This window comes from Streptomyces sp. NPDC004111 (genome assembly GCF_042874215.1).
Classification (GTDB): Bacteria; Actinomycetota; Actinomycetes; order Streptomycetales; family Streptomycetaceae; genus Streptomyces.
Genome location: NZ_JBIAMU010000017.1, coordinates 1 through 23,786 on the forward strand (window position 1 = coordinate 1; position 23,786 = coordinate 23,786).

Sequence of the window (23,786 nt, forward strand, 5' to 3'; positions counted from 1 at the left end):
GTCGCCTGCGGCGGGCGTGAAGTGGTCGGGCTTGGGGGTGGGTTGGGGGTTGGGGGTGGGGTCTGCGGGTGGCATGGGGCAAGTTTCCCTTGGGCGGGGGCGGGGCGGGGGGGGGCTGGTGGCGAGGGGGGGGTGCTGGTGGCGGGCTGGGCCGGAGGTGGGGGTGGGCCGGGGCCGGGCGGGGCCGTAGGGGTTCGGCTCCGCCGGGGGCCGCCCCCTTGCCCGCCCGTTCCGCCCCCGGGGGGCGGCCCCGCCGCCCAAGGGGGCGGGGGGTGAGGCGGGCGGCCCCGCCGCCCAAGGGGACGGGGCGGGGCGGGGGCGAGGAGCGGGGGTGGGTCGCGGGGCGGGGGCGCCGTGTGAGGGGGTTTGGGTGGGGTGGGGGGAGAGACTGGTGGGGTTGGTTGGGTTGGGTGGGGAGAGGGTGTTGGGGTTGTTGGTGACGGTTACGGGTGGGGCCGGGGCGGGGAAGAGCACGCTGGCCCAGGTGCTTGGCGAGGTGGGGCCCGCGGGGCCGGTGCCCGTTCTGCACGGGGACGACTACTACTTCCAGGATCGCGACCATGGGGTGTGGACCCCCGACGAGGCGGGGGTCCCGCGGTTGGACGTCGGGGATCCGCGGTCCGTGGACCTGGCGCGGCTCGGCCGGGACGCCGAGGCCGCGCTCGGGCGTGCGGGGGCGGTCGTCGTAGAGGGGCTCTTCGCCCGGCAGGTCGCCGTACCGGCTTCCGTCCCGCGCTTCGACGTGTTCGTCGACCTCGCCGCCGATCTGCGGCTGGCCCGGAAGATCCGCCGCAAGTGTCTGCGCGACGGCTTCCCCCTCGACGTACTGCTGCGGAACTACCTGCTGTACCGGCGCGACGCGCACGACAAGCACGTGGAGCCGGTGCGGCACGACTGCGATTTGGTCGTGTCGGGCGACGGCGACCCGCACGAGGTGGCCCGGCAGGTCTGGGCGGCAGCACTGGGGCGGTGATCCCGGCGGTGGGGGTGTGGGGTCAGCGTTCTGTGCGGGATCTGTGGACGAGGTCGGTGGCTGCCTCGCGCCAGTGCGGGTGTTCGAAGGCGAAGCCCTCGTCGAGGAGGCGGCCGGGGACGACCCGGCGGCTCTTGAGGAGGAGTTCGGTGTCCGTGCGCAGGACGAACGCGCCCACCGACGCCATCCACCTCGTCGCCGGCAGCCCCACCGGCATTCCCACCGCACCGCGCAGTTCCCGCATGAAGGCCCGGTGCGGCAGCGGCTGCGGGGCGGCCAGGTTGACCGGGCCCGCGATGTCGTCGCGGGAGATCAGGAACTCCACGGCGCGTACGACGTCCCGGTCGTGGATCCAGGAGAGGTACTGCGCGCCGCCCGCGACCGGTCCGCCCAGCCCCAGGCGGGTCATGCGCCGCAGCACGTCGAAGACGCCGCCGCGGTCGGGACTCATCACCATGGCGGCCCGCAGGGCGACCTTGCGGGTGTGCGGGGTGGTGGCGGCTTCCTGCGCGCGCTCCCAGTTCCTGGCGATGCGGACGCTGTACTCCCAGTAGTCCGGGACGTCGGGTTCGGTCCCGCCGATGATGCCGGTGGCCTCGTCGTGGGGTGCGTCGTAGCGGTGCGCGTAGATGGTGGCGGTGCTCATCTGGAGCCAGAGCGCGGGCGGTTTCGCGGCGGCGGCGACCGCCTCGCCGACGATCTCGGCGGAGTGCACGCGGGAGTCCATCATGGCCCGCAGGTTGGCGTCGGTGTAGCGGCAGCTGACACTGCGGCCCGCCAGGTTGATGACGACGTCGCTGCCGTCGACCGCATCCGTCCACGGGCCCGCCGTCCTCCCGTCCCACCGGATCTCGCCGGGGCGCGAGGGGTTGCGGGTGAGGACGACGACCTCGTGGCCGGCCTTGGTGAACGCGCGGTTCAGAATCGCGCCGACCTGCCCGGTCCCGCCGGGAATCACTATCCTCATCGCTCTCCCCCCTCCGAGGTGCCCCCTCGGATTCCTGGCCCGAGACTAAACCGCCGCTGGTCAGGGGCGGTGCGCCGGGGTGGGGGTCGCGCCCCGGCGCACCGCGCGGCGGGTCACCGTACGGGCGTGAAGACCACCGGTAGCGATCGGGGGCCCCGGGTGAAGACCCCGTGTTCCGTCACCGTCGCGCCCTCGGCCAGCCGTACGTCGGGCATCGCGTCCAGCAGTTGGTTCACCCCGATGCGTACCTCGGCCCTGGCGAGCAGCGCGCCGACGCAGAAGTGCCTGCCGAGGGCGAAGGCGAGGTGGTCGGCGGCGGCGGAGAAGGCGTGGGTGGTGGCGAGGTCGTCGCGGAAGAGGTTGAAGGTGTCCGGGTCGGCGTAACGCGCGCCGTCGCGGTTGGCGGAGCCGATCAGGCAGGTGACGGTGGCGCCCGCCGGTATGGTGCCGCCGCTGACCGTGACGTCGACGGCCGCCTGCCGCATGATCATGTGGACGGGCGGGGTGAGCCGCAGGGTCTCGGCGAAGGCCCGGTCGATGAGCGTCCGGTCCTCGCGGACCGCTGCCAGCTGCTCGGGGTGCGCCAGGAGGTTGGCGAAGAGGGCGGCGACGGCCTTGTCCGTCGTCTCGCCGCCGGCGGCGAGCAGCAGGCTGCAGAACGCCTTGATGTCCTCGTCGCTCATCCGCACGCCGTCGACCTCGGCCGCGCACAGGGTGGAGAGCAGGTCGTCGCCGGGGGCGTTCCGGCGTTCCCGGATGACCGGGATCATGTACTCGGCGAACTCGGTGCGGGTGCGCTCGCCGGCCGCCGCGACGTCCGGGTCGCCCGCCAGGTTGCCGAGGAAGGCGATGACGCTGGTGTACCAGCCGTGGAACCTGGCGTGGTCGGCCTTGTCGAGGCCGAGCATGTCGGCGATGACGTTGACCGGGAAGCGGGTCGCGAAGGCGTCGACGAGGTCGGCCTCGCCCTTGTCGCGGAAGGCGTCGATGAGCTCGCGGGCGTTGCGTTCGATGACCGGGACGAAGGTCTCCTCCAGTTCCCTGCCGCGGAAGGCGGGGGCCACCAGGGCCCGGCGCACGGCGTGCTCGCGTCCGCCGAGCTGGAGGATGGTCCGGCCGTGGACGGGTTCGATCTGCCAGTCGTAGTTCTCGGTGGTGAATTCGGACGCCTTGTCCTTGAAGACGCGCTCGACGTCCTCGTACCGGGAGACGATCCAGCTGCGGGTGGGCTCGTGGTGGACGAGGGGTGCGTGTGCGCGCATCAGCCGGTAGGCGGTGTACGGGTCGGCTGCGAACTCGGGCGAGAGGATGTCGGGGACCTGGGGCGACGTGGTCATGGTGACGCTCCTTCGGCTTCGTCGATGGGGTGGGGGGATCTCCCGGCGGTCCGAGGGTGGGGGAACTGTCGGTAAAGCCGGGGTTATTGATCATCCAACAGTCGGTACGAAGTGGGCCCGCCGCCCCCTCCGGGCTCTCCTGCCCCTTCCCTGCCAGGGCACTTCTTGGAACACTCCACGTGCTTCCGTCCCCCCACGACAAGGGTCCCCACACTCATGCCTGATCTCAATCGCCGTCGTTTCCTTCAGATATCGGGCGCGACGGCAGGTTTCGCCGCGCTGTCGGGCAGCATCGGCCGGGCGGCGGCGATTCCCGCCGACCGGCGCACCGGCAGCTTGCAGGACATCGACCACATCGTGGTGCTGATGCAGGAGAACCGGTCGTTCGACCACTATTTCGGCACGATGAAGGGTGTACGGGGCTTCGGCGACCCTCGTCCGGTGGTGCCCTACGGGCTGAAGTCGGTGTTCCACCAGCGGGACGGCGCCAAGGAGGTGCTGCCGTACCACCCGGACGCCGCCGACCTGGGCATGCAGTTCATCGCGGGTCTCAACCACGACTGGGCGGGCGGTCACCGGGCGGTCAACGAGGGGAAGTACGACCAGTGGATCCCCGCGAAGTCGGCGGGGACGATGGCGCACCTGACGCGTGGGGACATCCCGTTCCACTACGCGCTGGCCGACGCGTTCACCGTGTGCGACGCGTACCACTGCTCGCTCATCGGGGCCACCGATCCCAACCGCTACTACATGTTCAGCGGTCACACGGGCAACGACGGCAAGGGCGGCGGCCCGGTCCTCGGCAACGAGGAGGCGGGGTACGGCTGGACGACGTACCCGGAACGGCTGGAGAAGGCCGGGGTGTCGTGGAAGGTGTACCAGGACATCGGCGACGGTCTCGACGCGAACGGCAAGTGGGGGTGGATCGAGGACGCCTACCGGGGGAACTACGGCGACAACTCGCTGCTCTACTTCAACGCGTACCGCAACGCGAAGCCCGGCGATCCGCTGTACGAGAAGGCGCGCACCGGCACCAACGCCAAGAAGGGCGACGGGTTCTTCGACATCCTCACCGCCGATGTGAAGGCGGGGAAGCTGCCGCAGGTGTCCTGGATCGCCGCCCCCGAGGCGTTCAGCGAGCACCCCAACTGGCCGGCGAACTACGGCGCCTGGTACGTGTCCAAGGTGCTGGACGCGCTGACGTCGAACCCCGCGGTATGGGCGCGGACGGCGCTGTTCATCACGTACGACGAGAACGACGGCTACTTCGACCACGTCGTGCCGCCCCGTCCGCCGGCCTCCGCCGCGCAGGGGAAGTCCACCGTGGACTCCTCCCTGGACCACTTCGGCGGCAACGCCACGTACGGGGCCGGTGCGTACGGGCTCGGCCAGCGGGTGCCGATGCTGGTGGTCTCCCCGTGGAGCACGGGCGGTTACGTCTGCTCCGAGACCCTGGACCACACTTCGATCATCCGGTTCATGGAGGCCAGGTTCGGGGTGGCCGAGCCGAACATCTCGCCCTGGCGGCGGGCCGTCTGCGGTGATCTCACCTCCGCGTTCGACTTCTCGCTCGCGGTTCCGGGGCCGGCGAAGCTGCCGGACACCGGTGCGTACGCGCCGCCGGACAAGGAGCGGCACGACAGTTACGTTCCGAAGCCGCCCGCGGCGGGTGCGCTGCCCAAGCAGGAGCGCGGGTCCAGGCCGTCGCGTCCGCTGCGGTACGCCCCGTACGCGGACGGCGCGGCGACCCCGTCGACGGGGAGGTTCACGCTCACCCTCAGCGGCGGCAGGGCGGCGGGGGCGGGCTTCCACGTGACCTCGGCGAACCGCACCGACGGCCCGTGGACGTACACCGCCGAGGCGGGCAAGGAGGTTGCGGACACCTGGAACTCCGCCTATTCGAAGGGGAGTTACGACCTGTCGGTGTTCGGTCCGAACGGCTTCCTGTGTACGTTCCGCGGGACGGCGGCGACCGTCGGGCCCGAGGTGACGGTCCGGCACGACACCGGCAACGGAGGCCAGTTGGTGCTGACGGCGACGAACGCGGCGAGCGCCGCGTGCCGGCTCACGGTCGTCGACGCGTACGGCGGGCGGCCCGTCTCGTTCACCGTTCCGGCGGGCGGCAAGGTGGTGCGGCAGGTGGACGTCCGGGGCGGGAAGCACTGGTACGACCTGACGGTGACGTCCGCGACGGACGCGGCGTTCCTGCGCAGGTTCGCGGGGCACGTGGAGACCGGGAAGGCGGGGGTGAGCGACCCGGCGATCGTCACCGGCTGACCGGCCGGCTGCGGACGGGCGGGGCGGACCGAGCGCTCCCGCCCCGGGCCGGACTCCGCTCGCCCGACGGAGGGCGGCATATGGGACACGCCCTGTCCCACATGCCGCCTAACGTCCGGAGGGCCAGTCCGGAGCACCCCGAGGAGCAGCATGAACGCCACGCCCGCCGAGATCCGCCCCTTCCGCATCGACGTTCCGCAGGCCGACCTGGACGATCTCCGCGACCGCCTCGCCCGCACCCGCTGGGCTCCACAGCTGCCCGGCGAGGGCTGGGAGCGCGGTGTTCCGGTGGACTACCTCCAGGGCATGGCGGCGTACTGGAGGGACGGTTACGACTGGCGCGGCCACGAGGCGCGGCTGAACGGGTTCCCGCAGTTCATGACGGAGATCGACGGCCAGGACATCCACTTCCTGCACGTCCGCTCCGCCGAGCCGGACGCGCTGCCGCTGCTGCTGGCCCACGGCTGGCCGAACTCCTTCGTGGAGTTCACCGAGCTGATCGGGCCGCTCACCGACCCGGTGGCGCACGGGGGTTCGGCGGCGCAGGCCTTCCACGTGGTGATTCCCTCGGTGCCCGGTTTCGGGTTCTCCTCGGCGCCGGTCGGCACCGGGTGGAACGTCCGCCGGGTGGCCGGGCTCTTCGCCCGGCTGATGGAGCGTCTCGGGTACGAGCGGTACGGCACCCAGGGCGGTGACCTCGGTGCCTATCTCGCGCCGGCCGTGGCCGCCGTGGATCCCGGGCACGTGGTCGGTGTCTACGTGGAGGGCGGGCTCGGTTTCCCCAACCCGGAGGACCTGCCGTCGCTGACGCCGTCGGAGCGCGAGGCGTTCGCGGCGATGCAGCAGTGGATGGGCGGCGGGGTCGACCACCACGCGCTGCTGCGGGCGGCGCCGCAGACCTTCAGCCATGGGTGGAACGACTCCCCCGTGGGCCAGCTCGGCTGGCTGCTGCAGAAGTTCAAGGAGTTCTGCTACACCGCCGAGCGGCCCGACGAGGTGATCGACCGGGAGCTGCTGCTGACGAACGCGACGCTGTACTGGCTGACGCAGACCTCGGGCAGCTCGTCGTGGTTCATGTACGAGAGCAGCGAGTTCCGCTGGCCGGACGGGCAGACGGCGGTGCCGAGCGGGGTCTACGGCGGGTACTCGCCGCTGCGGAGCCTGGCCGAGCGGACCAACAGGATCGTGCACTGGCCCGAGGACAACCCGCAGGGCAGTCACTTCCTCGCGATGGGACTGCCCGGTGCGCTGGCGGCGGACGTGCGGACCTTCTTCGGCAAGCTCCGCTGAGCGGGGCCGGCCGGGCGGGGCCCGCCGGGCCACGGTCCGCCGTGCGCCGCCACCCCGTACGGCAACCGGCCTGCTAGGGCTGGTAGTTGTACGGGGTGGTGGTGCTGAGGCGGGCGAAGCCGAGGCGTTCCAGGATCGGCCGGCTGGTGTCCATGGCGTCCACCTGGAGGTAGGGGTAGCCGCGTTCGGCGGCGAGGCGGGCGCGGTGGGCGACCAGTGCGCGGTAGATGCCCTTGCCGCGCCATTCGGCGCTGGTGCCGCCGCCCCACAGGCCGGCGAACCGGGCGCCGGGCGGGAACTCGACGCGGGCTCCGCTGACCGGTTCGTCGCCCGCCATGGCCACGACCGCGCCGAGCCTGTCGGGGGCTTCCTCCAACTGGGCCAGGAGCCGGGCCCCGAGGCGCTTTCCGTCCTCGCCGAAGGCGCTCTCGTGGGCGCGTACCAGGAGGTCGATGCCCGCGGCGTCGGTGACGGGGAGCAGGCGGATGCCGTCGGGCAGTGCGGGTCCGGCCGGGAGTTCCGCGACCTCGGCGACCATGAGGGCTTCCGGTTCCTCGGGCACGAGGCCCGCGGCGCGGAGCCGTTCGCCGAGGTCGTGGGGCTCGTCGTGGGAGTAGAGCTTCCACTCGAAGGACAGTCCGCGGGCGCCGTAGTGGCGTATCTGCTCGGCGATCACCGCGTCCGCGTTCTCCTCGGTGAGCCCGGACCACAGGATGCCGTTCCAGTCGTCGGCGTCGCCGGTCTGCCGGACCACGCCTCCCGCGCGTTCCAGCTCCACTCCGGGGCGGTCCTTGGGTGCCTCGCGGCGCATGTCGGTGTCGAAGTACTCACGTACCAGTGCCAGATCCATCCGGTCACTGCACCATGCGGCCCGACCGTGCGCCACCGGGTTTTTCCCTGCACCGGGGTATTCATGCACGGGCCATGTATGCGTTGCCCAGTGCGCCCCGGCGGCTGGGTCCTGACGTCTAACGTCGCCGCTGTTCGACCGGACGACAGACTAGGGAAACCGATGAGATTCGCCCCGCTCGTGATCGCCGCCGCCTCCGCGGCGCTGCTGGCCCCCACCGCGGCCCCCGCGCCCGCCGCCCCCTCCCCCGCCGCCGCGGAGGCGCCGGCGCCGCCGTCCGTGAGCAGGCCCGGCGGCCGGTACGAGCGGAGCGTGTCGATCGCCCTGCGGGCGGAGCGCGGCGCGGTCGTGCGGTACACCCTGGACGGCACGACGCCCACCCGTACGAGCAGGCTGTACATACCCGGGCTGCCGCTGCGCCTCACCAAGGACACCAACGTCACGGCCGTGGCCTTCCGGGGGCGGCGGGCCAGCATCCCCGTCTCGTACGGCTATCTGGTCAAGAGCGGCGAGAAGCCGCTGGCCCGGCTGGTGGTGATGTCCGACGTGCACATCGGCAACCACAAGGACAACGACAAGAAGTACGAGAGCTTCTTCGACACCATCGGGTCGATCTTCCCCGAGCCGGACGCGATCCTGTCCAACGGCGACATGATCAACGACAACGGGGACGGCAAGGGTCCCGACCACCGCATCGTCTCGGAGATCTTCGGCGCGAACCTGAAGCGCAAGCGGATGACCGGGACCCAGGTGCTGATCTCCAACGGCAACCACGACGCCTCCCTGGCCGACATCCGCGCGAACTACCCGCGCGCCTGGTTCCCCGACTCCGGCGGCGGCTACTACGAGTCGCAGGTGAAGGGCCTGCACGTCTTCACGCTCAACACGGAGACGTACAACTCCGACGCGGGGCAGCAGGCCTGGCTGAAGCGGCGGCTCGCGGCGCTGACCGCGGCGGCCCCGAACACGCCCGTCCTGGTGCAGGGCCACCGGCCGGCCACCGACACGGTGATGGACGGCCAGCAGACCTCCAACCCCCGGCTCACCGCGGACCTGAGCGCCTTCCCGCAGGCGGTGTTCTTCTCCGGCCACTCGCACCTCAACCTCAACGACGACCGGTCGGTCCACCAGCGGGACTTCACCGCGGTGAACGACGGTTCCATGTCGTACGTGGAGATGGACCACGGCTACCAGGCGATCACCGAGAACGGTCTGGCGAACCGCTTCGAGTCGCCGACGGCGCAGGCCCTGTTCGTCGAGGTGTACCAGGACCGCACCGAGATCGCCCGGGTGAACATGGCCGCCGACAAGCACGACATCTACACCGGCGGGAAGTGGTCGGCCGCCTGGCAGCCGCCGTACGCGAGCGCCGGCACGCTCAGCGGCCGGACCTGGACCGTGCGGCTGAAGGGCCGGACCCCGCAGGAGATCAAGGACGGCTTCACGTACACGTCGGCCCACCGCAACAAGGTCGCGCCGGTCTTCACCGACCGCCGCCCGCTGTCGGCCGTGCGGGACGCGAAGGGCGCCCTCGCGCTGCGGATCGCGCAGGGCCGGGACGACCAGATGGTGCACCACTACCGCGTCGAGGTCGCGGACGCGGCGACCGGGGCCAAGGCGGTCTCCTCGAAGGTGCTCTCCGAGTACTACTTCGCGCCACGGCCCGATGTCCTGGACGTCCCGGTTCCTGACGCTCCCCGGGGCACCCGGTACGTGGCGAAGGTGACCGCCGTGGACGCCTACGGCAACGCGTCACCGGAAGTTTCGCTGAAGTTCCGCCGCTAGCAGGCGGGTTGGGCGGGGGCGGCCGGTCTTCCAGGGGCGGCCCCCGCTTTCGAACGCGGTGTACCCACAAGGTAGTTATGGTGGCTGATCCCTTGCGTTCCGCGGCCGCTCCGGCGGGCCGCCCGTGACGCGCCTCCGAGCGGCGCGCCCCGACGCATCCGACGTACCCGTAGACGAATCCGTAGGCGAAGGACCCCTGTGAAGACCTCTGTGCGGCTGCCCCGTTCCCCCTCCGGCTGGACCATGGCGGTCTTCGGACTGCTCGCCACGTCGCTCGGGGTGGTGGGGCTGGTGGCGCCGGACGCCCAGCTCGCACTGATGGGGCTGGCTCCCGCGCCGGGCACCGTACGGGCCGGGAACGACCAGACCCTGACGTTCCTGACCGCGTCCTCGATGGCGGCGGTGAACATGGGCGTGTACTACGTGCTGGCGTCGCTGGCCGACTGGAAGGCGTTCTTCCGCTGGACCGTGCCGTTCCGGCTGCTCACCTTCACCGTTTTCACACTCGCCGTCGTCACCGGCCGTGCTCCCGCCGGGTTCCTCGGGGTAGGCATATGGGAGGGGATCGGCGCGGTGGCCACCGCTGTCGCCCTGCGGGTGGAAGCGCGCCGGGAGCGCTGAGCGGGCCGGCGCCGATGCGGAACGCGGCGAACCACATGGGGAGAAGTACTGCAGCGGGGTGAGAAGGTGGGGCAAAGCGAATGCCCGACCGATTTCACGGAAGAACGCAGCATGCCGAGTGAGCCCACCGCACCGCCTGCCGACCGGGGCGGCCCTCCCCGCGCTCCCGGCGCCCTCCGGCGTTTCCGCACGGCGCTGCGCCGCACCCCCGTCTCGGTGTGGAACGACGACGTCTCCGACTGGGCGGCGGCGCTCACCTACTACGCCATCCTGGCCCTGGTGCCCGCCCTGCTGGTCACGGTCACGCTGATCGGGCTGGCGAACCCGGACGCCACCCAGTCCCTCATCCAGGACATCTCCTCGATCGCCCCCGCCGAGTCGGGGGCGGCCCTGCGGGAGACCCTGGAGCACGCGGTGCAGGGCACCTCGGCGCTGTGGATCCTGCTGGTGACCGGCACCGTCAGCTCCCTGTGGTCGGCATCCAGCTACCTGGCGGTGTTCCGGCGGGCGATGCACGCCATGCACCACGTCAAGGACTCCCGGCCCGCGCTGCGCAAGGCGCACATCAACGTGGTGACCGCGATCTGTCTGCTGCTCCTGCTGCTGACGAGCGCGGTGGCGCTGGTGCTCACCGGGCCGATGGCCCGGGGGCTCGCCGACTGGCTGGGCATGGGCTCGGTGGGCGAGGCGCTGTGGGCGGCGCTGAAGTGGCCGCTGCTGCTGTGCCTGGTGACCATGCTGATCATGATCCTGTTCCACACCGGGCCGGCCTCCGCACGAGGGGTGCGGCGGTCGATGCCCGGCGGGGCGCTGGCCGCTTTCCTGTGGCTGACCGCGTCTGCGGGCTTCGCCTTCTACGCCACGAACATCGCCAGCTACAGCAGGCTGTACGGCTCGCTGGCCGGGGTCGTCGTCTTCCTCGTCTGGGTGTGGTTCGCGAACCTGTCGCTGCTGACGGGGGCCCAGTTCAACGTGGAGCTGCGCAGGCTGGAGGGCCGCGGCCCGGCCCAGCGGCACCCCAGGGTGGCGCGACGGTCGCTGCCGGACTGAGGCGGCCCCCTCGGCGGGCGCCCTAGACCTGGATCTCCGTCCCCTGCGGCACGCTCAGGGCCGAGGCGACGGAGGGCGGCAGCGGGGCGAGGCCGAGCAGCCCGAGGGTGACGGACGTGGTCAGCGTGTGCCAGGTGCGGGCCCGGCGCAGCATGGCGTGGTCGCCGCCGTCGACGGTGACGACACAGGCGCGGGCCCCGGCCGTGCGGGCGCGGGCCGCCAGTTCGCGGGTGCGGCGCGGGCTGGTCGTACGGTCGCGGTCGCCGTGCAGGAGTACCAGGTCCCGGCCGTCGAGCTGGGCGACGGGCTCGCCGGGCGGGCACCAGGGGGCCAGTGCGACGACGGCGCGCACCTGGGGGTGTCCGGCGATCCGCAGGGCGGTGCGGCCTCCCATCGAGTGGCCGACCAGCACCACCGGTACGGGGCCGAGGTCGGCGGTCAGCCGCTCCAGGGCGGGCAGCGCGTCGTGGACCGGGTCGGCGCGCTCGCCGTTCCAGCCGCGGTGGCGGTAGGTGACGGTGCGCACCGCGAGGCGGTCGCGCCCGGCGGCCCGGGTGAGTGCGCGGCCGAAGGGGATCATGCGGCGGCCGGGCAGGTTCAGCGCCGTGGGCGCCTCCAGGCCGTGCTCGCGTCCGCCGTGCAGCAGCAGAACAGCGGCCTGGGGTGTGCTGGTGGGTCGGGGTGTCATCCTGCCTCCGGGTCCGTCGACTGCCGAGTCTGCCCTGTCCTGCCCATTGCCCGCGCGGAGGATTCGGAGCGGGTGGCCGGGCGGATGGGCGCGGAACCGATCCGGCTGCCGTCCCGTTCGCTGAGCGGACTGCCCCGTTCCCTGAGCCGCCCCGGCGTGGCATCGTGCATTGGTCCGGACCACTTTCCGCCCACCGCCGGGCGGGACGTCGGCCACCCCGCCGAGTGCGCGAAGTGAAGGAGTGCGGTCGCGATGGAGACCGTGGAGAGAGCCGTGCCGCTGCACCGGCTCCAGGTACCGGCCCCCCAGCAGTTCCCCTTCGCGATGGGGTCCTTCGACGCGGTCGGCCCGCTGTCGCGGGCCTCGTTCCCGCACCGGCACACCTTCTACGAGATCGTCTTCGTGACGAGCGGGCGCGGCGGCCACGTCATCGACCTCTCCCGCTGGGAGCTGCGTCCGCCGCACCTGTGCTTCGTGGTCCCCGGGCAGGTGCACTACTGGGAGAACGCCACCGAGCTGCACGGCCGGGTCATCCTCTTCACCGACGACTTCCTGATCGACCACCCCGGCGACCGCGAGCTGCTGCGGGGGCTCGGCGAGCGCCCGTGGTTCAGTCCGGTCGGCGACGACGCCACCGCCTTCGCGCGGCTGATCGCCGACATGGAGCGCGAGTACCGCGCGGGCCAGGCCGGTTTCGCCTCCGTGCTGCGGGCCTATCTGCACGTCCTGGTGGTACGGGCGTCCCGGCTCGCGGAGCCGGCGCCCCGGCCGGCCGATCCGGCGGGGCGCCCCGCGCTGGTCACCCAGGAGTTCGTCCGGCTGCTGGCGCTGCCGGGGCCCGAGGTCTGGTCGGTACGGTCCTGCGCGGCGGGCATCGGGGTGAGCGTGGGGTACCTCAACGAGGCGGTCAAGCAGACCACCGGCCGCACCCCGGGGCAGCTGGTGCGCCAGGTCCGGGTCCACGAGGCCAAGCGGCTGCTGGCCCGCACGGACCTGACGGTACGACAGGTGGCGGCCGGGGTCGGCTTCGCGGACGCCGCGTACTTCTGCCGGTTCTTCCGCCGGGAGACCGGGCTCAGTCCGGGGGCCTTCCGGCGCGGCAGCGGTGCAATGCACCACGACTACCGCGTCCCGTCCCTCGAACACGGGGAGCCGTCGGCCTAGGTTCTGGGGGAAGCGGGCGTACTCCCCAGCACGCCCGTCACCGCTCAACTCCCCAGTTCCTGAACCGACTTGGAGTCGTCCCCACCATGGACAAGTTCGACCCCACGGAACCCGTACCCACCTCCCCCACACGGTCCGGCCCGACCCGCAAGACCGTGCTGAGAGCCGCGGTCGCGGCGGGTGTCGCGATCCCGGCCGCCATGATCGGCGTCCCCGCGCTGGCCAGGACCTCACGCGACAGCGGCATGGCGCCCGCACTGACGCCCGAGTGCGACGACGGCGACGACCCGACGCCCGCGCAGACCGAGGGCCCGTACTTCAAGCCGAACTCGCCGCTGCGCACCTCGCTCCTCGACGGCAATCCGCCGGGAACCCGGCTGACGGTCACCGGGTACGTCTTCGGGCGGGCCTGCCGGCCGATCCCCAACGCGCTGCTGGACTTCTGGCAGGCGGACGTCAACGGCGCGTACGACAACACCGGCTTCCGCTTCCGCGGCCACCAGTTCACCAACGCGCAGGGCGCGTTCACCCTGACCACGATCGTGCCGGGCCTCTACCCGGGCCGCACCCGGCACATCCATGTGAAGGTGCAGGCGCCGAACCGGCCGGTGCTGACCACCCAGCTGTACTTCCCGAACGAGCCGCGCAACAACACCGACACCATCTTCGACGCGCGTCTGCTGATGACGATGCGCGACAACGGGCCTACCCGGGAGGGGAGTTACGACTTCGTCCTGAACGTCCCGCAGGACCCCGGGCCCACCGTCCCGCCGACCACCCCGCCGCCGTCCGGCACCTGGAAGGCGGGCACCACCTACAAGGCGGGCGACCGGGTGACGTACGGCGGGCTCTCCTACACCTGTCTGCAGGCGCACACCGCGGGCGCGGGCTGGGAACCGCCGAACGTGCCCGCGCTCTGGCGCGCGGTGTAGCGGGGCGGCGGCCTTCTCCCGCTCACTTCGCGTCGGGCCTCGGCGGCGGTGCCGGGGCTCCGGCGGGCGGGGCGATGCGGGCGTACGTGACGGACCCGGTGGACGCGGCGGCGTCCGCCGGGTCCGCGGTCGTCACCCGCGCGTGCACCCCGAGCGCGGCGTCCCGCTTGGCACCCGGGTCCCAGCCGGTCTCCACGACCCGCTTCTGCATCAGGATGGCGCCGCCCAGCACGACCGCGCCGACCAGCAGCATCAGGACGATCGCCCCGGTGCCGCCGACCTTGGCGACATTGCCGATGACGGAGCCGAACCAGCCGAAGTCGGCGTCGCCGAAGGTGGTGTTCTCCTCGCCGAAGGCGCCGAGCACCTTGAGCAGCAGGGCGGGCAGGAAGGTGATCAGCACGCCGTTGAGGAAGGCGCCGACGACGGCTCCGCGCCGGCCGCCGGTGGCGTTGCCGTAGACGCCCGCCGCGCCGCCGGTGAAGAAGTGCGGGACCAGTCCGGGCAGGACCAGGGCGAGCCCGAAGGCCGGGTTGAAGATCCAGGTGAGCAGGCCGAGGCTGATCAGGCCGCCGACGAAGCTGGAGATGAAGCCGATGAGCACGGCGTTCTGGGCGTACGGGAAGACGATCGGCGCGTCCAGCGAGGGTACGGCGCCGGGGACGAGCTTGCCCGCGATGCCCTGGAAGGCGGGGACCAGTTCGCCGAGGATGGTGCGGACGCCGAAGAGGATGACGGCGACGGCGATGCCGAACTGGAGGCCCTGCATCACGGACTTCATCAGGTAGTTGCCGACGTCGCTGGCGGCTGCCGCGTCGACGCCGAACGCCTTGAACGCGGTCTCCTGGCCGACCTTGGCGAGGAAGACGACGGACATGATGAGGTAGATGAGGACCATGGACAGGGCGGTGGCGACCATCGAGTCGCGCAGGAAGCGCAGCCCCTCGGGGAGGTTCATCTCCTCGGTGCTGCGGCTGCGCTTGCCGACGAGCTGACCGGCGGCGCCGGCCGTGATGTATCCGGCGGTGCCGAAGTGGCCGATGGCGACGCTGTTGTTGCCGGTGACGCGTTTGGTCCAGGGGTGGGCGAAGGCGGGCAGGGCGACCAGCAGGATGCCCAGGAGGATGCCGCCCACGACGACGACGGCCACCGAGCCCTGTCCAGCGGTGGCCAGCACCATGGTCAGCAGGGTGGCCATGAAGAGCATGTGGTGGCCGGTCAGGAAGACGTACCGCAGGGGGGTGAAGCGGGCCAGCAGGAGGCTGACCGCGAAACCGACGATCATCAGCCAGGCCACCCGGGCGCCGTACTGGGCCTGGGCGATGCCGACGATGGCCTCGTTGGTCGGGATGACCCCGTGCGCGCCGGTCGAGCCCTGGATCATCTCGCCGAGCGGGGCGAGCGAGCCGACGACCAGCGAGGCGCCGGCCCCGATCAGCAGGAAGCCCAGCGTCGCCTTGATGGCGCCGCCGACGACCTGGCCCGCGGACTTGCGCAGGGCGATCAGTCCGACGGCGGTGATGATGCCGATGAGGTAGGCGGGTTGGCTGAGGACCTCGTTGACGAGGAACTTCGCGAACGATACGAGCCAGTCCATGTGCGTGCGGCCTCCGTGCGGTGGGTCCGTGGTCTCAGACGTCGTAGGTGTCCCTGAGGACGCCGTCGACCTCCGCGGTGCTGGTGAAGTCCTCCACCACCTTCACCGGCACTCCCACGTCGCCCAGTGTCCTGGCGATCTCGCGGGAGGTGAGGATGGCGACCGCCTCGGACGCCTTGCCCTTGGCGGAGATGGTGTCGGTCGCCTCGACGTTCACGTACTTCGACCAGTTCCAGCGGTCCAGGACCTGTTCCAGGGTGTTCTTGAGGAAGAGGCTGGTGCCGACTCCGTTGCCGCAGACGGTGAGGATCTTGTGGACGGCGGGCCCGGCGGATGCCCCGGGTGCGGCCCGCCCGGGAGTACGCACCTCCTGCTGTCCGGCGAGTACGGCGTGCAGTGCCTCTGGCGTAGGTGCTTCGTGCAGGGCGCGCGAGGTTTCCGGGTCGCCGAGCAGCCGGGCCAGGGAGGCCATCGCGGCGGTGTGCTCGGCGGCGTCCCGCGCGGCGAGGGCCACCACCAGGTCCACCGGGTCGTTGGTCTCGTGCCCGAAGTCCACCGGCCGTGCGAGGCGCAGCCAGGACATTCCGGTTCTGAGCACGGCGGGCGACGGACGGGCATGTGCGAAGGCGAAACCGGGTGCGACGACGATGTACGGACCGTTCTCCTCCACGTTCCGGATCATCTCGGCGGTGTAGTCCGCGGTGGTGACCCCGGTCGCGACGAGGACCTCGCCCGCGTCCCGGACCGCTTCCTTCCAGTCCGCCACGAGGACGTCGAGTCGTACCGCTTCCGACGGAAGTAGATCACTCAGTGCCGACATGAAACCGATATTTGCACAGTCGTGAACATGCGGCGCGGCCAGAACACCTGGGTAGAGAAAGAGGGCACTCGCACCGCCACCGCCGAATTCGCCCCGTATCCATCTGTCGAGAAGGGCTACCGCATGCGAAGTGTGGGAGTGGAAGAGGAGCTTCTGCTGGTCGACGGCACCGGGCAGCCGCGGGCCGTTTCGGGGGTCGTCCTGGCCGCGCTGCCGGACGGCTCGACGCTGGAGAAGGAACTGCACCGGGAGCAGCTGGAGATAGCGACCCGCCCCCGGCACACCATCGAGGGGCTGGCCGCCGAGGTGCGCAGGTGGCGGGGCGAGGCGTCCGCCGGGGCGCGCCGGGCGGGCGCCGAACTGGCGGCCCTGGCGACCTCCCCGCTCCCGGTGGACCCCTCGATCAATTCGGGCGACCGCTACCGGAGGCTGGAGGAGGAGTTCGGACTGACCGCCCTGGAGCAGCTGACCTGCGGCTGCCATGTGCACGTCTCGGTGGAGTCCGACGAGGAGGGAGTGGCGGTGCTCGACCGGATACAGCCGTGGCTGCCGCCGCTGGTGGCGCTGAGCGCCAATTCCCCGTTCTGGCAGGGCAGGGACACCCGGTACAGCAGCTACCGGAGCCGGGTGTGGGGGCGGTGGCCCTCGACCGGGGCGACCGAGCACTTCGGCACCGCCCAGAACTACCACCGCCAGGTGCAGGGCATGCTCGCCACCGGCACGCTGCTCGACGAGGGGATGATCTACTTCGACGCCCGGCTGTCGCGCCACTACCCCACCGTCGAGGTGCGGGTGCCGGACGTGTGCCTGGAGGCGGACGACACGGTGCTGATCGCCGCGCTGGTCCGGGCCCTGGTCGAGACGGCGGCGCGCGAGTGGGCCGAGGGCGGGCCGCCGGACAACACCGGGGTGGGGCTGCTGCGCCTGGCCTCCTGGCGGGCGGCCCGCTCGGGGCTGTGCGGCGAGCTCGTCGACCCGCGCACCCTGACGCCCGCCCCCGCCGAAACCGTCGTACGGGCCCTGCTCAGCCATGTCTCGGAGGCCCTGCGCGACAGCGGCGACACCGACCTGGTCAAGCAGCACCTGGACGCGCTGCTGGCCCGAGGCAACGGCGCACACGTGCAGCGGGCCCTGCTGCGCCGGACGGGAGACCTGCGCGCGGTGGTCGAGGAGTGCGCGCGCAGGACGACGGCATGAGGGGCGCGGGGCGCGGAGCGGGCGGGGCGAGAACCGCGGCGGGGCCGCGGGGTCCTTCCCCGCGACGCCGGTCCGCGGGGTCCTGGTCCTCGCGCCGCCGGTTCGCCGGCTTCCCCGGCCCGCGGCGCTAGTCCGCGGGTTCCTCCACGGACGTGTCGTCGGGGCTCGCGTCCTCCAGCCCCGGCCCCTCCGCATCGCGCTCCCCGTCGTTCGCCGGGGAGTACTGCTGGTCGGGCAGATCGCGGGGGATCCCGGGAGGCTGCTCCTCGGGTCCGTCCTGGCGGCGGTCGGTCATCACGGTCTCCTTCGGTCGATCGGGAGGGCGGGTGAGCGCCAGGTACCCGACCCGTGGGGGGACATGCACCGGCCCGCCCGACCTGGCGTTATGCGCTCCTCGTCGGCCTCGTAGAGTTCAGGGATGCCCAGCCCCCACTCCCGTCCCGCCCCCACCGACGGCGCTCCGCGCCCCGCGAGCGGTCCGCTCGCCGAGGACGCCGTCGCCGGCCGCCGGTGGCCGGTCCTCGGCCGCCTCGCCCGTACCCCGTGGACCCTGGTGGTCGTCTGGGTGCTGACCCGGCTGTGGCTGGTGCCCGCCGCGCTCAAGCTGCCCCCGCTGGACGGCGACGGCACGCTCGACCCGTCGGTGGACCGGGTGTACCGGGGCTGGTTCGAGGTGCTGTCCTCGGGGACCTTCCCCGCGCACGACGTGAGCTGGCAGTACCCGCCGGGCGCGGCCCTGCCGATCCTCGCGCCGGGGCTGCTGCCGTCGCTGGACTACGGGACCGCGTTCATCGTGACCGCCGCGCTCGCCGACGCGCTGGTGGTGGCGGGGCTGCTGTGGCTGGCGGTGCGGCGCGGGCGTTCGATGGCCGGGGCGTGGCTGTGGACGGTGGCGACGGCCGTGCTCTCGACGATGCCGTGGAACCGGTTCGACCTCCAGGTGACGGCGGTGGCGATGGCCGCCCTGGTGGTGGCGGGCTCCTCGCGCCGCTGGGCGGACAAGGCGTTCGGGGCGCTGGTCGCGCTCGGTGCGCTGGTCAAGGTGTGGCCCGCGCTGCTGCTGGTGGGCACCGAGCGGGGTCGCCGCACCCGGGTGTCCTGGCTGTCGGCGCTGGTCTCCGGGGCCGTGCTGCTGGCCGTGTTCGCGCTGGCGATGCCGCACGCGCTGTCCTTCCTCACCGCCCAGAAGTCGCGCGGCATCCAGATCGAGTCGGTGGGGGCGCTGCCGTTCCACGTGGCCCGGCACTTCGGGTGGAGCGGGACCTGGAAGGCGAAGGACGGCTCGCACGAGTTCGTCGGCCCGTACGTGGAGAGCGTGTCACTGGTGATGCAGTGCCTGACGGTGCTCGCCCTCGGCTGGCTGCTGTACTGGCGGCTGCGCTCGACCCGCCGCGCGCCGTGGCTGCTGCCGGACGCGGCACTGACCGCCGTACTGCTGTTCGTGGTGACCAGCCGGGTGATCAGTCCGCAGTATCTGGTGTGGCTGGTCGGTCTGGCCGCCGTGTGTCTGCTGCGGCGGGAGAGCTCGCAGCGGCCGGTGGCCTGGCTGATCCTGGCGGCCTGTCTCTTCACCACACTCGGATTCCCTTTGCTGTACCGGGAGTTGAGGGACGACGCCGACTGGCTGGCGATCGCGAACCTCTTCGTGCGGAACCTGCTGCTCCTCGCGGCGGCGGGCCTGTCCGCCGTACGGCTGTGGCGTGCGGGGCGCGAGGGGCAGAAGGTGCGTTAGCCCCCGACGGCCTTTGGCATATGCCAGCTGCACCACCGGATCGAGTGTTGCCAAACGCCTTACGGGCCCCTGCCCCCTGTGCCAGAGTCTTAACGGTCGACTTCCTCCCGCCCGCGCTCGCGTCCGCACGAAGAACGAAGACCCGACAGCCCGCCCCGGCCGCGCCTGCCCTCGGAGTACGCCATGCCGTCCCCACTGTTCGCGGACCGTTCCGCGCCGCAGCCTCCCGAGCGGGGCATGGTCGACGCACTGATCACGCAGACCCGCCGGCTGCGCGGCGACATGGACGCGGTCCGCCGGGACGCCCCGGTGGACGAGGACGACGCCGAAATGCGCTGGCAGCGCGCCCTGTGCGACCTCGCGGTCCACCAACTCGACGACCTGGGCGCCCACTTGGGCCAGCTGAAGGACGGCCTGCCCGCCGTCCCCGCCGAGTCGCCGGTCACCGTCCCGCTCCCCGCGCCCGCACCGGCCTCGCTGCTCACCCGGGTCGGCAGCGCCGAGTGGAACCTCCTCACCGACCAGGTCAGCTGGTCCGACGAGCTGTACGAGATCTTCGGCCGCGCCCCCGCCGGCGGCCCGCTCTCGCTGGACGAGCTGCCGTCGATGCTGCTGCCCGAGGACCAGTGCCTGCTGACCGGAATGGTCACCGACTGCCTGGTCGACGGGAAACCGCTGGACGGGGAGTTCCGGATCGTCCGGGCCGACGACGGCGAGATCCGCACCCTGCACATGATGGGCGAGCCGGTCCTCGACGCCGACGGCGGTACGGCCTCGATGTGGGCGGTGCTGCGCGACGTCAGCACCCTGCGCCTGGCCCAGCGCGCCGTCCGGGAGAACCAGGACTCCTTCCAGCAGGCCCGCAGGCTCGCCCAGGCCGAGCGGAAGGTGGCCGTCCAGCTCCAGGAGGCGGTCCTGCCGCCCTGGCGCGGGGCCGCGCCCCTCCCGGCGGGCGGGGCGCTCGACCTCGCCGCCTACTACCTCCCCTCGGCCAGCGGCGATCTGGTCGGCGGCGACTGGTACGACGCGATGGAACTGTCCGACGGCTCCTCCCTGCTGACGGTCGGCGGACTCACCGGGCACGGCGTGACCGCCACCTCCTCCATGGCCATGCTGCTGGGCGCACTGCGCGGCATGGCCCTGGCGGGCGTGCGTCCGGGCGCGCTGATGGGACACCTCAACCAGTTGCTCGAATCCTCCTCCGTCCACCCTTCGCTGGGCAGCGCCGTGTGCTGTCAGTACGAGCCGGAGAGCAGGCTGCTCACCTGGGCGCAGGCCGGACACCCCGCCCCGCTGCTGTTCCGCGACGGCGAGGGCCGCCCGCTGAACCCGCCGCGCGGCATGCTGCTCGGTGCGACGCCGGGAGCGGCGTACGAGCAGGCCGAAGTGACCCTGCGCCGGGGCGACCTGCTGCTCCTGCACACCGACGGACTGTCGCGGCGCAGCAGCACGGACGACGAGAGCCGGAACAGGCTGCTGTCCCTCGCCCCACGGCTGGCCGAAGCCCACGGCGCACGCGACTGCGTACGGCTGGTGCTGGAGGAGTTCGGCGAGACGGAGCGCGAAGAAGACGCCTGCGTGCTGATCGCCAGGATCGGCGAGTAGGTCAGACCGCCTTCGCCCCCCTGGCCTGCCCGGCCGCCTTGCGCGGGATCACCCGCTCCAGTTCCCGGCGCAGGTCGTCGATCATCGGGTAGTCCGCGTACTGCGCGGTGAGCCGGTACATGCTGCGCAGCCGGTCCCACGTGCGGTGCGAGGAGGTCTCCCCCATGGAACTCAGGGCGAGCCGGGCGTACCGGTCGGCCTGGTCGGGGTCGTTGCCGATGAAGCAGGCCGAGGCCATCGAGATGTGGTCGAAGAGCTTGGAGCGCTGACGGCCGTCGGGACGCAGCTCCAGGGCGAGCCTGGCGTGCCGCTGGGCGGTGACCGCGGCCGACGGCTCGTGCTCGGCGAGCGTACGGAACGCGAGGGCCTGCATGCCGTGCAGGTCCGCCTCGTCGAACATCTGCATCCAGCTGGGCGGGTCCACGTCGCCCTTGTCGGAGACGAACAGCTCCTCGGCCTCGCCGAGGGTGCGCCGCATCGCCTGCCCCTGCCCCATCGACGCCTGCGCCCAGGCCTCGATGGTGTGCAGCATCGCCCGGGTGCGCGGCAGGGTCTGTTCGCCGGAGCCGGACTGGGCGAGCTTCATCAGGTCCAGTGCGTCGTCGGGCTTGCCGAGGTGCACCATCTGACGTGCCGCCCGGGACAGTGCCTCGCCGGCCCGCGGCCGGTCGCCGCCCTCGCGCGCCGCGTGCGCGGCGATGACGAAGTACTTCTGGGCGGTGGGTTCCAGGCCGACGTCGTGCGACATCCAGCCCGCCAGGACCGCCAGGTTGGCGGCGACGCCCCACAACCGGCGCTGAAGGTGGGCGGGTTGGCGGTAGGCGAGCATGCCGCCCACCTCGTTGAGCTGGCCGACGACGGCCTTGCGCTGGAGTCCGCCGCCGCGTGAGGCGTCCCAGGCGCGGAAGACGTCGACCGAACGCTCCAGGGCGTCGATCTCCTGCGACCCGACGGGGGCCGCTTCGTACAGGTCGTACCCGGCGCGTTCCACGTGCAGGGGGTCGTTGATCCGCGGCGCGTCGGCCGCGAGCGTGGGGTCGGAGTGCAGCCAGTCGTGCATGGCGCTGGTCAGTGCGGAGCCGGCGGCGAGCGCGGCGCCCGCGCCCACCAGGCCGCGTCGGTTGAGCATGAGGTCCATTCCCGTGAATTCGGAGAGGATCTCGGCCAGTTGCTCGGACGTCCACGGCATTCCGTCGGGGTTCTCGGGCTTGCCCGTGATTCGGCGGCGTCCCGTGCGGCCAGTGCGAGTGAACCCGAGGTCCTCGATGGTCACGACACGGCCGAGCCGCTCGGTGAACAGAGCTTCCAGCACCCTTGGCACCGGATCGCGGGGGGACTCCCCCATGTCGATCCAGCGTCGTACCCGCGAAGTGTCGGTGGCCAGTTGCGGATGGCCCATGGCCGCCGCCTTCCGGTTCACCATTCTGGCGAGTTCGCCCTTGGACCAGCCGGTAAGACCGAACAGGTCGTTCAGGCGGGTGTTGGGTTCTCCGGTCACGTCAAGCCCCCAGGTTCTCGGCTGACTTGACATTAACGCGCCGCGATATGCGTGGCGACTATTCGCCAGGGTTCGCCAGGGTGCGCCACATGGTGTACCACCCGCGGCCGGTGGTCAGGTAGGAATGCGCCACCCCGACCCGGCAACCGGCTCGTACTCCCCAGGGTGCGGACCGTGTGCCGGGGCGGGGAGCGCAACGCAATTCGTCGGCGCACGAAGGGACCTGTACCGCTCATGTACACAGCATCGTCCTCCGTGACCGCCCCGCCCCGGCCGCACCGTCCCCTGGTGGCGGGCAGCGGCCCGTATCTCGATCCCAACCATGCCGCGGCTGCGGTGGGCACCGGTCGGGGGCGGCGTACGGCGGGCCCCGGATCCCAACCGCTCAGCGGGAGAATCGACTTGTCCGGCCCCCAGGGCGCGCAACTTCGGACGGCGCTCCAGTCGGTACACCGGATCTGCCCGGAGTTCCAGCCGGTACAGGTACTGCGACGCAGCGGACGCTCCGTACTGCTCGTCGGGCAGACCGGACGCACGACCGCGGTCGCGAAGTGTTTACTCGACCGCTCCGAACAGTGGACCGAGCGGTTCAGGCACGAGATAGCTGCGTACCGCGCCTTCGTGCGGCACCGCCCGCCGGTACGGGTGCCGCGGCTGATCGCCGCGGACCCCGACAACTGCACGCTGGTGATCGAGCGGATGCCGGGCCGGGCCGCGGCCCTGACGCGGCACCCGGCCGAGGCTCCCCCGCGGGCCGACGTACGGGCCGCCCTCGGCGCGATCGGCAAGCTGAACCACTGGCGTCCGCCGGGCGAGATGTTCGGCCAGCCCCTCAACTACGGAAAACGGCTCACGGACTTCCACGCCCTGGGCCTGCTCACCGACCGGGACCTGGGTGACCTGCAGAAGCTGCTGCACGGCATCGGCCGGTCCTCGCTCCCCTGGCAGTTCTGCCACGGCGATGCCCTGCTCCCCAACATTCTCCTGTCGCCGGCCGGTCCAGTGCTGGTCGACTGGGAACACGCGGGCTGGTATCTGCCGGGGTACGACCTGGCGACCCTCTGGATGGTCCTCGGTGACGCCTCCCCGGTCGCCCGCCGTCAGATCAGCCAGCTGGCGCAGGCCGCCGGCACCGCGGCCAGGGACGCCTTCCTGGTAAACCTGATGCTCGTCACGACCCGCGAGGTCCGGTCGTACGAGGCGAAGGTGCAGCGCACCATGCGCGAAGCACCGCCGGTGTCCGCGCTGACCCCGGCGGGCATCTCCCCCGGCGAGGAGCAGCGGCTCCTGCTGCGGCGGCTGCACGACGACTGCGCGCTGGCCCGCAGGGCGGTGCGCGCGGCGGTGGGCACCCGCTGACCGGAATGTCCCTCCGCGGGGCGCCGCCGGCGGGACGGGACGGG

20 protein-coding genes are annotated in these 23,786 nt (G+C 72.0%); 12 read left to right on the forward strand and 8 right to left on the reverse strand.

All coding sequences use genetic code 11. The features are described from left to right. Positions 1–484 precede the first annotated feature (484 nt). Positions 485–973, forward strand: a complete 489-nt coding sequence (locus ACFYVL_RS29780; RefSeq protein ID WP_389250230.1) for a hypothetical protein — start codon at positions 485–487, stop codon at positions 971–973. Between the two features lie 22 nt (positions 974–995). Here ACFYVL_RS29780 and ACFYVL_RS29785 read toward each other — a convergent pair whose 3' ends face one another. Together ACFYVL_RS29785 and ACFYVL_RS29790 are read right to left on the reverse strand one after the other, a co-directional pair. Then, positions 996–1,940 (reverse strand): TIGR01777 family oxidoreductase, encoded by a 945-nt coding sequence (locus ACFYVL_RS29785; protein ID WP_389250232.1) that lies wholly within the window; start codon positions 1,938–1,940, stop codon positions 996–998. A gap of 113 nt (positions 1,941–2,053) precedes the next feature. Next, complete coding sequence (locus ACFYVL_RS29790) at positions 2,054–3,277, reverse strand: cytochrome P450 (protein ID WP_389250234.1); 1,224 nt, start codon at positions 3,275–3,277, stop codon at positions 2,054–2,056. A gap of 216 nt (positions 3,278–3,493) precedes the next feature. Between ACFYVL_RS29790 and ACFYVL_RS29795 the strand changes: the two genes are divergently transcribed. Then, on the forward strand, positions 3,494–5,554 hold the full coding sequence (locus ACFYVL_RS29795) for a phosphocholine-specific phospholipase C (RefSeq protein WP_389250236.1): 2,061 nt from the start codon (positions 3,494–3,496) through the stop codon (positions 5,552–5,554). A gap of 150 nt (positions 5,555–5,704) precedes the next feature. Beyond that, the gene (locus tag ACFYVL_RS29800) at positions 5,705–6,844 is read left to right on the forward strand and encodes an epoxide hydrolase family protein (protein ID WP_389250238.1); all 1,140 of its coding nucleotides are present in this window, start codon (positions 5,705–5,707) and stop codon (positions 6,842–6,844) included. Between the two features lie 73 nt (positions 6,845–6,917). Here the strand turns inward: ACFYVL_RS29800 and ACFYVL_RS29805 are convergent, their stop codons facing one another. Then, positions 6,918–7,694 carry a GNAT family N-acetyltransferase gene (locus ACFYVL_RS29805; RefSeq protein ID WP_389250240.1) on the reverse strand — a complete coding sequence of 259 codons (777 nt, stop codon included), beginning with the start codon at positions 7,692–7,694 and terminating at the stop codon, positions 6,918–6,920. A 162-nt stretch (positions 7,695–7,856) separates the two neighbouring features. Here ACFYVL_RS29805 and ACFYVL_RS29810 point away from each other — a divergent pair, with 162 nt between their 5' ends. The 3 genes from ACFYVL_RS29810 (at position 7,857) to ACFYVL_RS29820 (ending at position 11,150) form a co-directional block, all read left to right on the forward strand. Further along, positions 7,857–9,479: a metallophosphoesterase gene (locus ACFYVL_RS29810; RefSeq protein ID WP_389250242.1), complete on the forward strand. Its 1,623-nt coding sequence runs from the start codon at positions 7,857–7,859 to the stop codon at positions 9,477–9,479. Positions 9,480–9,722: 243 nt separating this feature from the next. After that, entirely contained in the window at positions 9,723–10,100 is a 378-nt protein-coding gene (locus ACFYVL_RS29815; protein WP_389250671.1) for a hypothetical protein, read from the forward strand. Between the two features lie 111 nt (positions 10,101–10,211). Then, positions 10,212–11,150, forward strand: coding sequence for a YihY/virulence factor BrkB family protein (locus ACFYVL_RS29820; protein ID WP_389250244.1), 939 nt, complete (start codon positions 10,212–10,214; stop codon positions 11,148–11,150). Positions 11,151–11,172: 22 nt separating this feature from the next. Here ACFYVL_RS29820 and ACFYVL_RS29825 read toward each other — a convergent pair whose 3' ends face one another. Beyond that, entirely contained in the window at positions 11,173–11,838 is a 666-nt protein-coding gene (locus ACFYVL_RS29825; protein ID WP_389250246.1) for an alpha/beta hydrolase, read from the reverse strand. Between the two features lie 252 nt (positions 11,839–12,090). Here ACFYVL_RS29825 and ACFYVL_RS29830 point away from each other — a divergent pair, with 252 nt between their 5' ends. Both ACFYVL_RS29830 and ACFYVL_RS29835 read left to right on the forward strand, forming a co-directional pair. After that, a complete protein-coding gene (locus tag ACFYVL_RS29830; protein WP_389250248.1) occupies positions 12,091–13,002 on the forward strand; it encodes a helix-turn-helix domain-containing protein in 912 nt (303 codons plus the stop codon). A gap of 86 nt (positions 13,003–13,088) precedes the next feature. After that, complete coding sequence (locus ACFYVL_RS29835; RefSeq protein WP_389250250.1) at positions 13,089–13,934, forward strand: carbohydrate-binding protein; 846 nt, start codon at positions 13,089–13,091, stop codon at positions 13,932–13,934. A gap of 22 nt (positions 13,935–13,956) precedes the next feature. Here ACFYVL_RS29835 and ACFYVL_RS29840 read toward each other — a convergent pair whose 3' ends face one another. Together ACFYVL_RS29840 and ACFYVL_RS29845 are read right to left on the reverse strand one after the other, a co-directional pair. Continuing rightward, positions 13,957–15,531 (reverse strand): PTS ascorbate transporter subunit IIC, encoded by a 1,575-nt coding sequence (locus ACFYVL_RS29840; protein WP_389250252.1) that lies wholly within the window; start codon positions 15,529–15,531, stop codon positions 13,957–13,959. Between the two features lie 34 nt (positions 15,532–15,565). Beyond that, positions 15,566–16,351, reverse strand: coding sequence for a PTS sugar transporter subunit IIA (locus ACFYVL_RS29845; RefSeq protein ID WP_389250254.1), 786 nt, complete (start codon positions 16,349–16,351; stop codon positions 15,566–15,568). A 123-nt stretch (positions 16,352–16,474) separates the two neighbouring features. Between ACFYVL_RS29845 and ACFYVL_RS29850 the strand changes: the two genes are divergently transcribed. Beyond that, the gene (locus ACFYVL_RS29850; protein WP_389250256.1) at positions 16,475–17,548 is read left to right on the forward strand and encodes a glutamate--cysteine ligase; all 1,074 of its coding nucleotides are present in this window, start codon (positions 16,475–16,477) and stop codon (positions 17,546–17,548) included. Between the two features lie 127 nt (positions 17,549–17,675). On the opposite strand, the gene ACFYVL_RS29855 is transcribed toward ACFYVL_RS29850, so the two are convergent. Next, a complete protein-coding gene (locus ACFYVL_RS29855) occupies positions 17,676–17,843 on the reverse strand; it encodes a hypothetical protein (protein ID WP_389250258.1) in 168 nt (55 codons plus the stop codon). 123 nt (positions 17,844–17,966) lie between these two features. Here ACFYVL_RS29855 and ACFYVL_RS29860 point away from each other — a divergent pair, with 123 nt between their 5' ends. Next, positions 17,967–19,280 carry a glycosyltransferase 87 family protein gene (locus ACFYVL_RS29860; RefSeq protein ID WP_389250260.1) on the forward strand — a complete coding sequence of 438 codons (1,314 nt, stop codon included), beginning with the start codon at positions 17,967–17,969 and terminating at the stop codon, positions 19,278–19,280. Between the two features lie 183 nt (positions 19,281–19,463). Next, the gene (locus ACFYVL_RS29865; protein WP_389250262.1) at positions 19,464–20,885 is read left to right on the forward strand and encodes a PP2C family protein-serine/threonine phosphatase; all 1,422 of its coding nucleotides are present in this window, start codon (positions 19,464–19,466) and stop codon (positions 20,883–20,885) included. A gap of 1 nt (position 20,886) precedes the next feature. On the opposite strand, the gene ACFYVL_RS29870 is transcribed toward ACFYVL_RS29865, so the two are convergent. After that, complete coding sequence (locus ACFYVL_RS29870) at positions 20,887–22,383, reverse strand: hypothetical protein (protein WP_389250264.1); 1,497 nt, start codon at positions 22,381–22,383, stop codon at positions 20,887–20,889. 234 nt (positions 22,384–22,617) lie between these two features. Here ACFYVL_RS29870 and ACFYVL_RS29875 point away from each other — a divergent pair, with 234 nt between their 5' ends. Then, on the forward strand, positions 22,618–23,742 hold the full coding sequence (locus ACFYVL_RS29875; protein ID WP_389250266.1) for an aminoglycoside phosphotransferase family protein: 1,125 nt from the start codon (positions 22,618–22,620) through the stop codon (positions 23,740–23,742). Positions 23,743–23,786: the final 44 nt, after the last annotated feature.

Excerpts from the sequence above, each read along its gene's own strand:
- ACFYVL_RS29785 (WP_389250232.1), bottom strand. The coding sequence starts at position 1,940 with ATGAGGATAGTGATTCCCGGCGGGACCGGGCAGGTCGGCGCGATTCTG.
- ACFYVL_RS29790 (WP_389250234.1), bottom strand. The coding sequence starts at position 3,277 with ATGACCACGTCGCCCCAGGTCCCCGACATCCTCTCGCCCGAGTTCGCA.
- ACFYVL_RS29795 (WP_389250236.1), top strand. The coding sequence starts at position 3,494 with ATGCCTGATCTCAATCGCCGTCGTTTCCTTCAGATATCGGGCGCGACG.
- ACFYVL_RS29800 (WP_389250238.1), top strand. The coding sequence starts at position 5,705 with ATGAACGCCACGCCCGCCGAGATCCGCCCCTTCCGCATCGACGTTCCG.
- ACFYVL_RS29805 (WP_389250240.1), bottom strand. The coding sequence starts at position 7,694 with ATGGATCTGGCACTGGTACGTGAGTACTTCGACACCGACATGCGCCGC.
- ACFYVL_RS29810 (WP_389250242.1), top strand. The coding sequence starts at position 7,857 with ATGAGATTCGCCCCGCTCGTGATCGCCGCCGCCTCCGCGGCGCTGCTG.
- ACFYVL_RS29815 (WP_389250671.1), top strand. The coding sequence starts at position 9,723 with ATGGCGGTCTTCGGACTGCTCGCCACGTCGCTCGGGGTGGTGGGGCTG.
- ACFYVL_RS29820 (WP_389250244.1), top strand. The coding sequence starts at position 10,212 with ATGCCGAGTGAGCCCACCGCACCGCCTGCCGACCGGGGCGGCCCTCCC.
- ACFYVL_RS29825 (WP_389250246.1), bottom strand. The coding sequence starts at position 11,838 with ATGACACCCCGACCCACCAGCACACCCCAGGCCGCTGTTCTGCTGCTG.
- ACFYVL_RS29830 (WP_389250248.1), top strand. The coding sequence starts at position 12,091 with ATGGAGACCGTGGAGAGAGCCGTGCCGCTGCACCGGCTCCAGGTACCG.
- ACFYVL_RS29835 (WP_389250250.1), top strand. The coding sequence starts at position 13,089 with ATGGACAAGTTCGACCCCACGGAACCCGTACCCACCTCCCCCACACGG.
- ACFYVL_RS29840 (WP_389250252.1), bottom strand. The coding sequence starts at position 15,531 with ATGGACTGGCTCGTATCGTTCGCGAAGTTCCTCGTCAACGAGGTCCTC.
- ACFYVL_RS29845 (WP_389250254.1), bottom strand. The coding sequence starts at position 16,351 with ATGTCGGCACTGAGTGATCTACTTCCGTCGGAAGCGGTACGACTCGAC.
- ACFYVL_RS29850 (WP_389250256.1), top strand. The coding sequence starts at position 16,475 with ATGCGAAGTGTGGGAGTGGAAGAGGAGCTTCTGCTGGTCGACGGCACC.
- ACFYVL_RS29855 (WP_389250258.1), bottom strand. The coding sequence starts at position 17,843 with ATGACCGACCGCCGCCAGGACGGACCCGAGGAGCAGCCTCCCGGGATC.
- ACFYVL_RS29860 (WP_389250260.1), top strand. The coding sequence starts at position 17,967 with ATGCCCAGCCCCCACTCCCGTCCCGCCCCCACCGACGGCGCTCCGCGC.
- ACFYVL_RS29865 (WP_389250262.1), top strand. The coding sequence starts at position 19,464 with ATGCCGTCCCCACTGTTCGCGGACCGTTCCGCGCCGCAGCCTCCCGAG.
- ACFYVL_RS29875 (WP_389250266.1), top strand. The coding sequence starts at position 22,618 with ATGTACACAGCATCGTCCTCCGTGACCGCCCCGCCCCGGCCGCACCGT.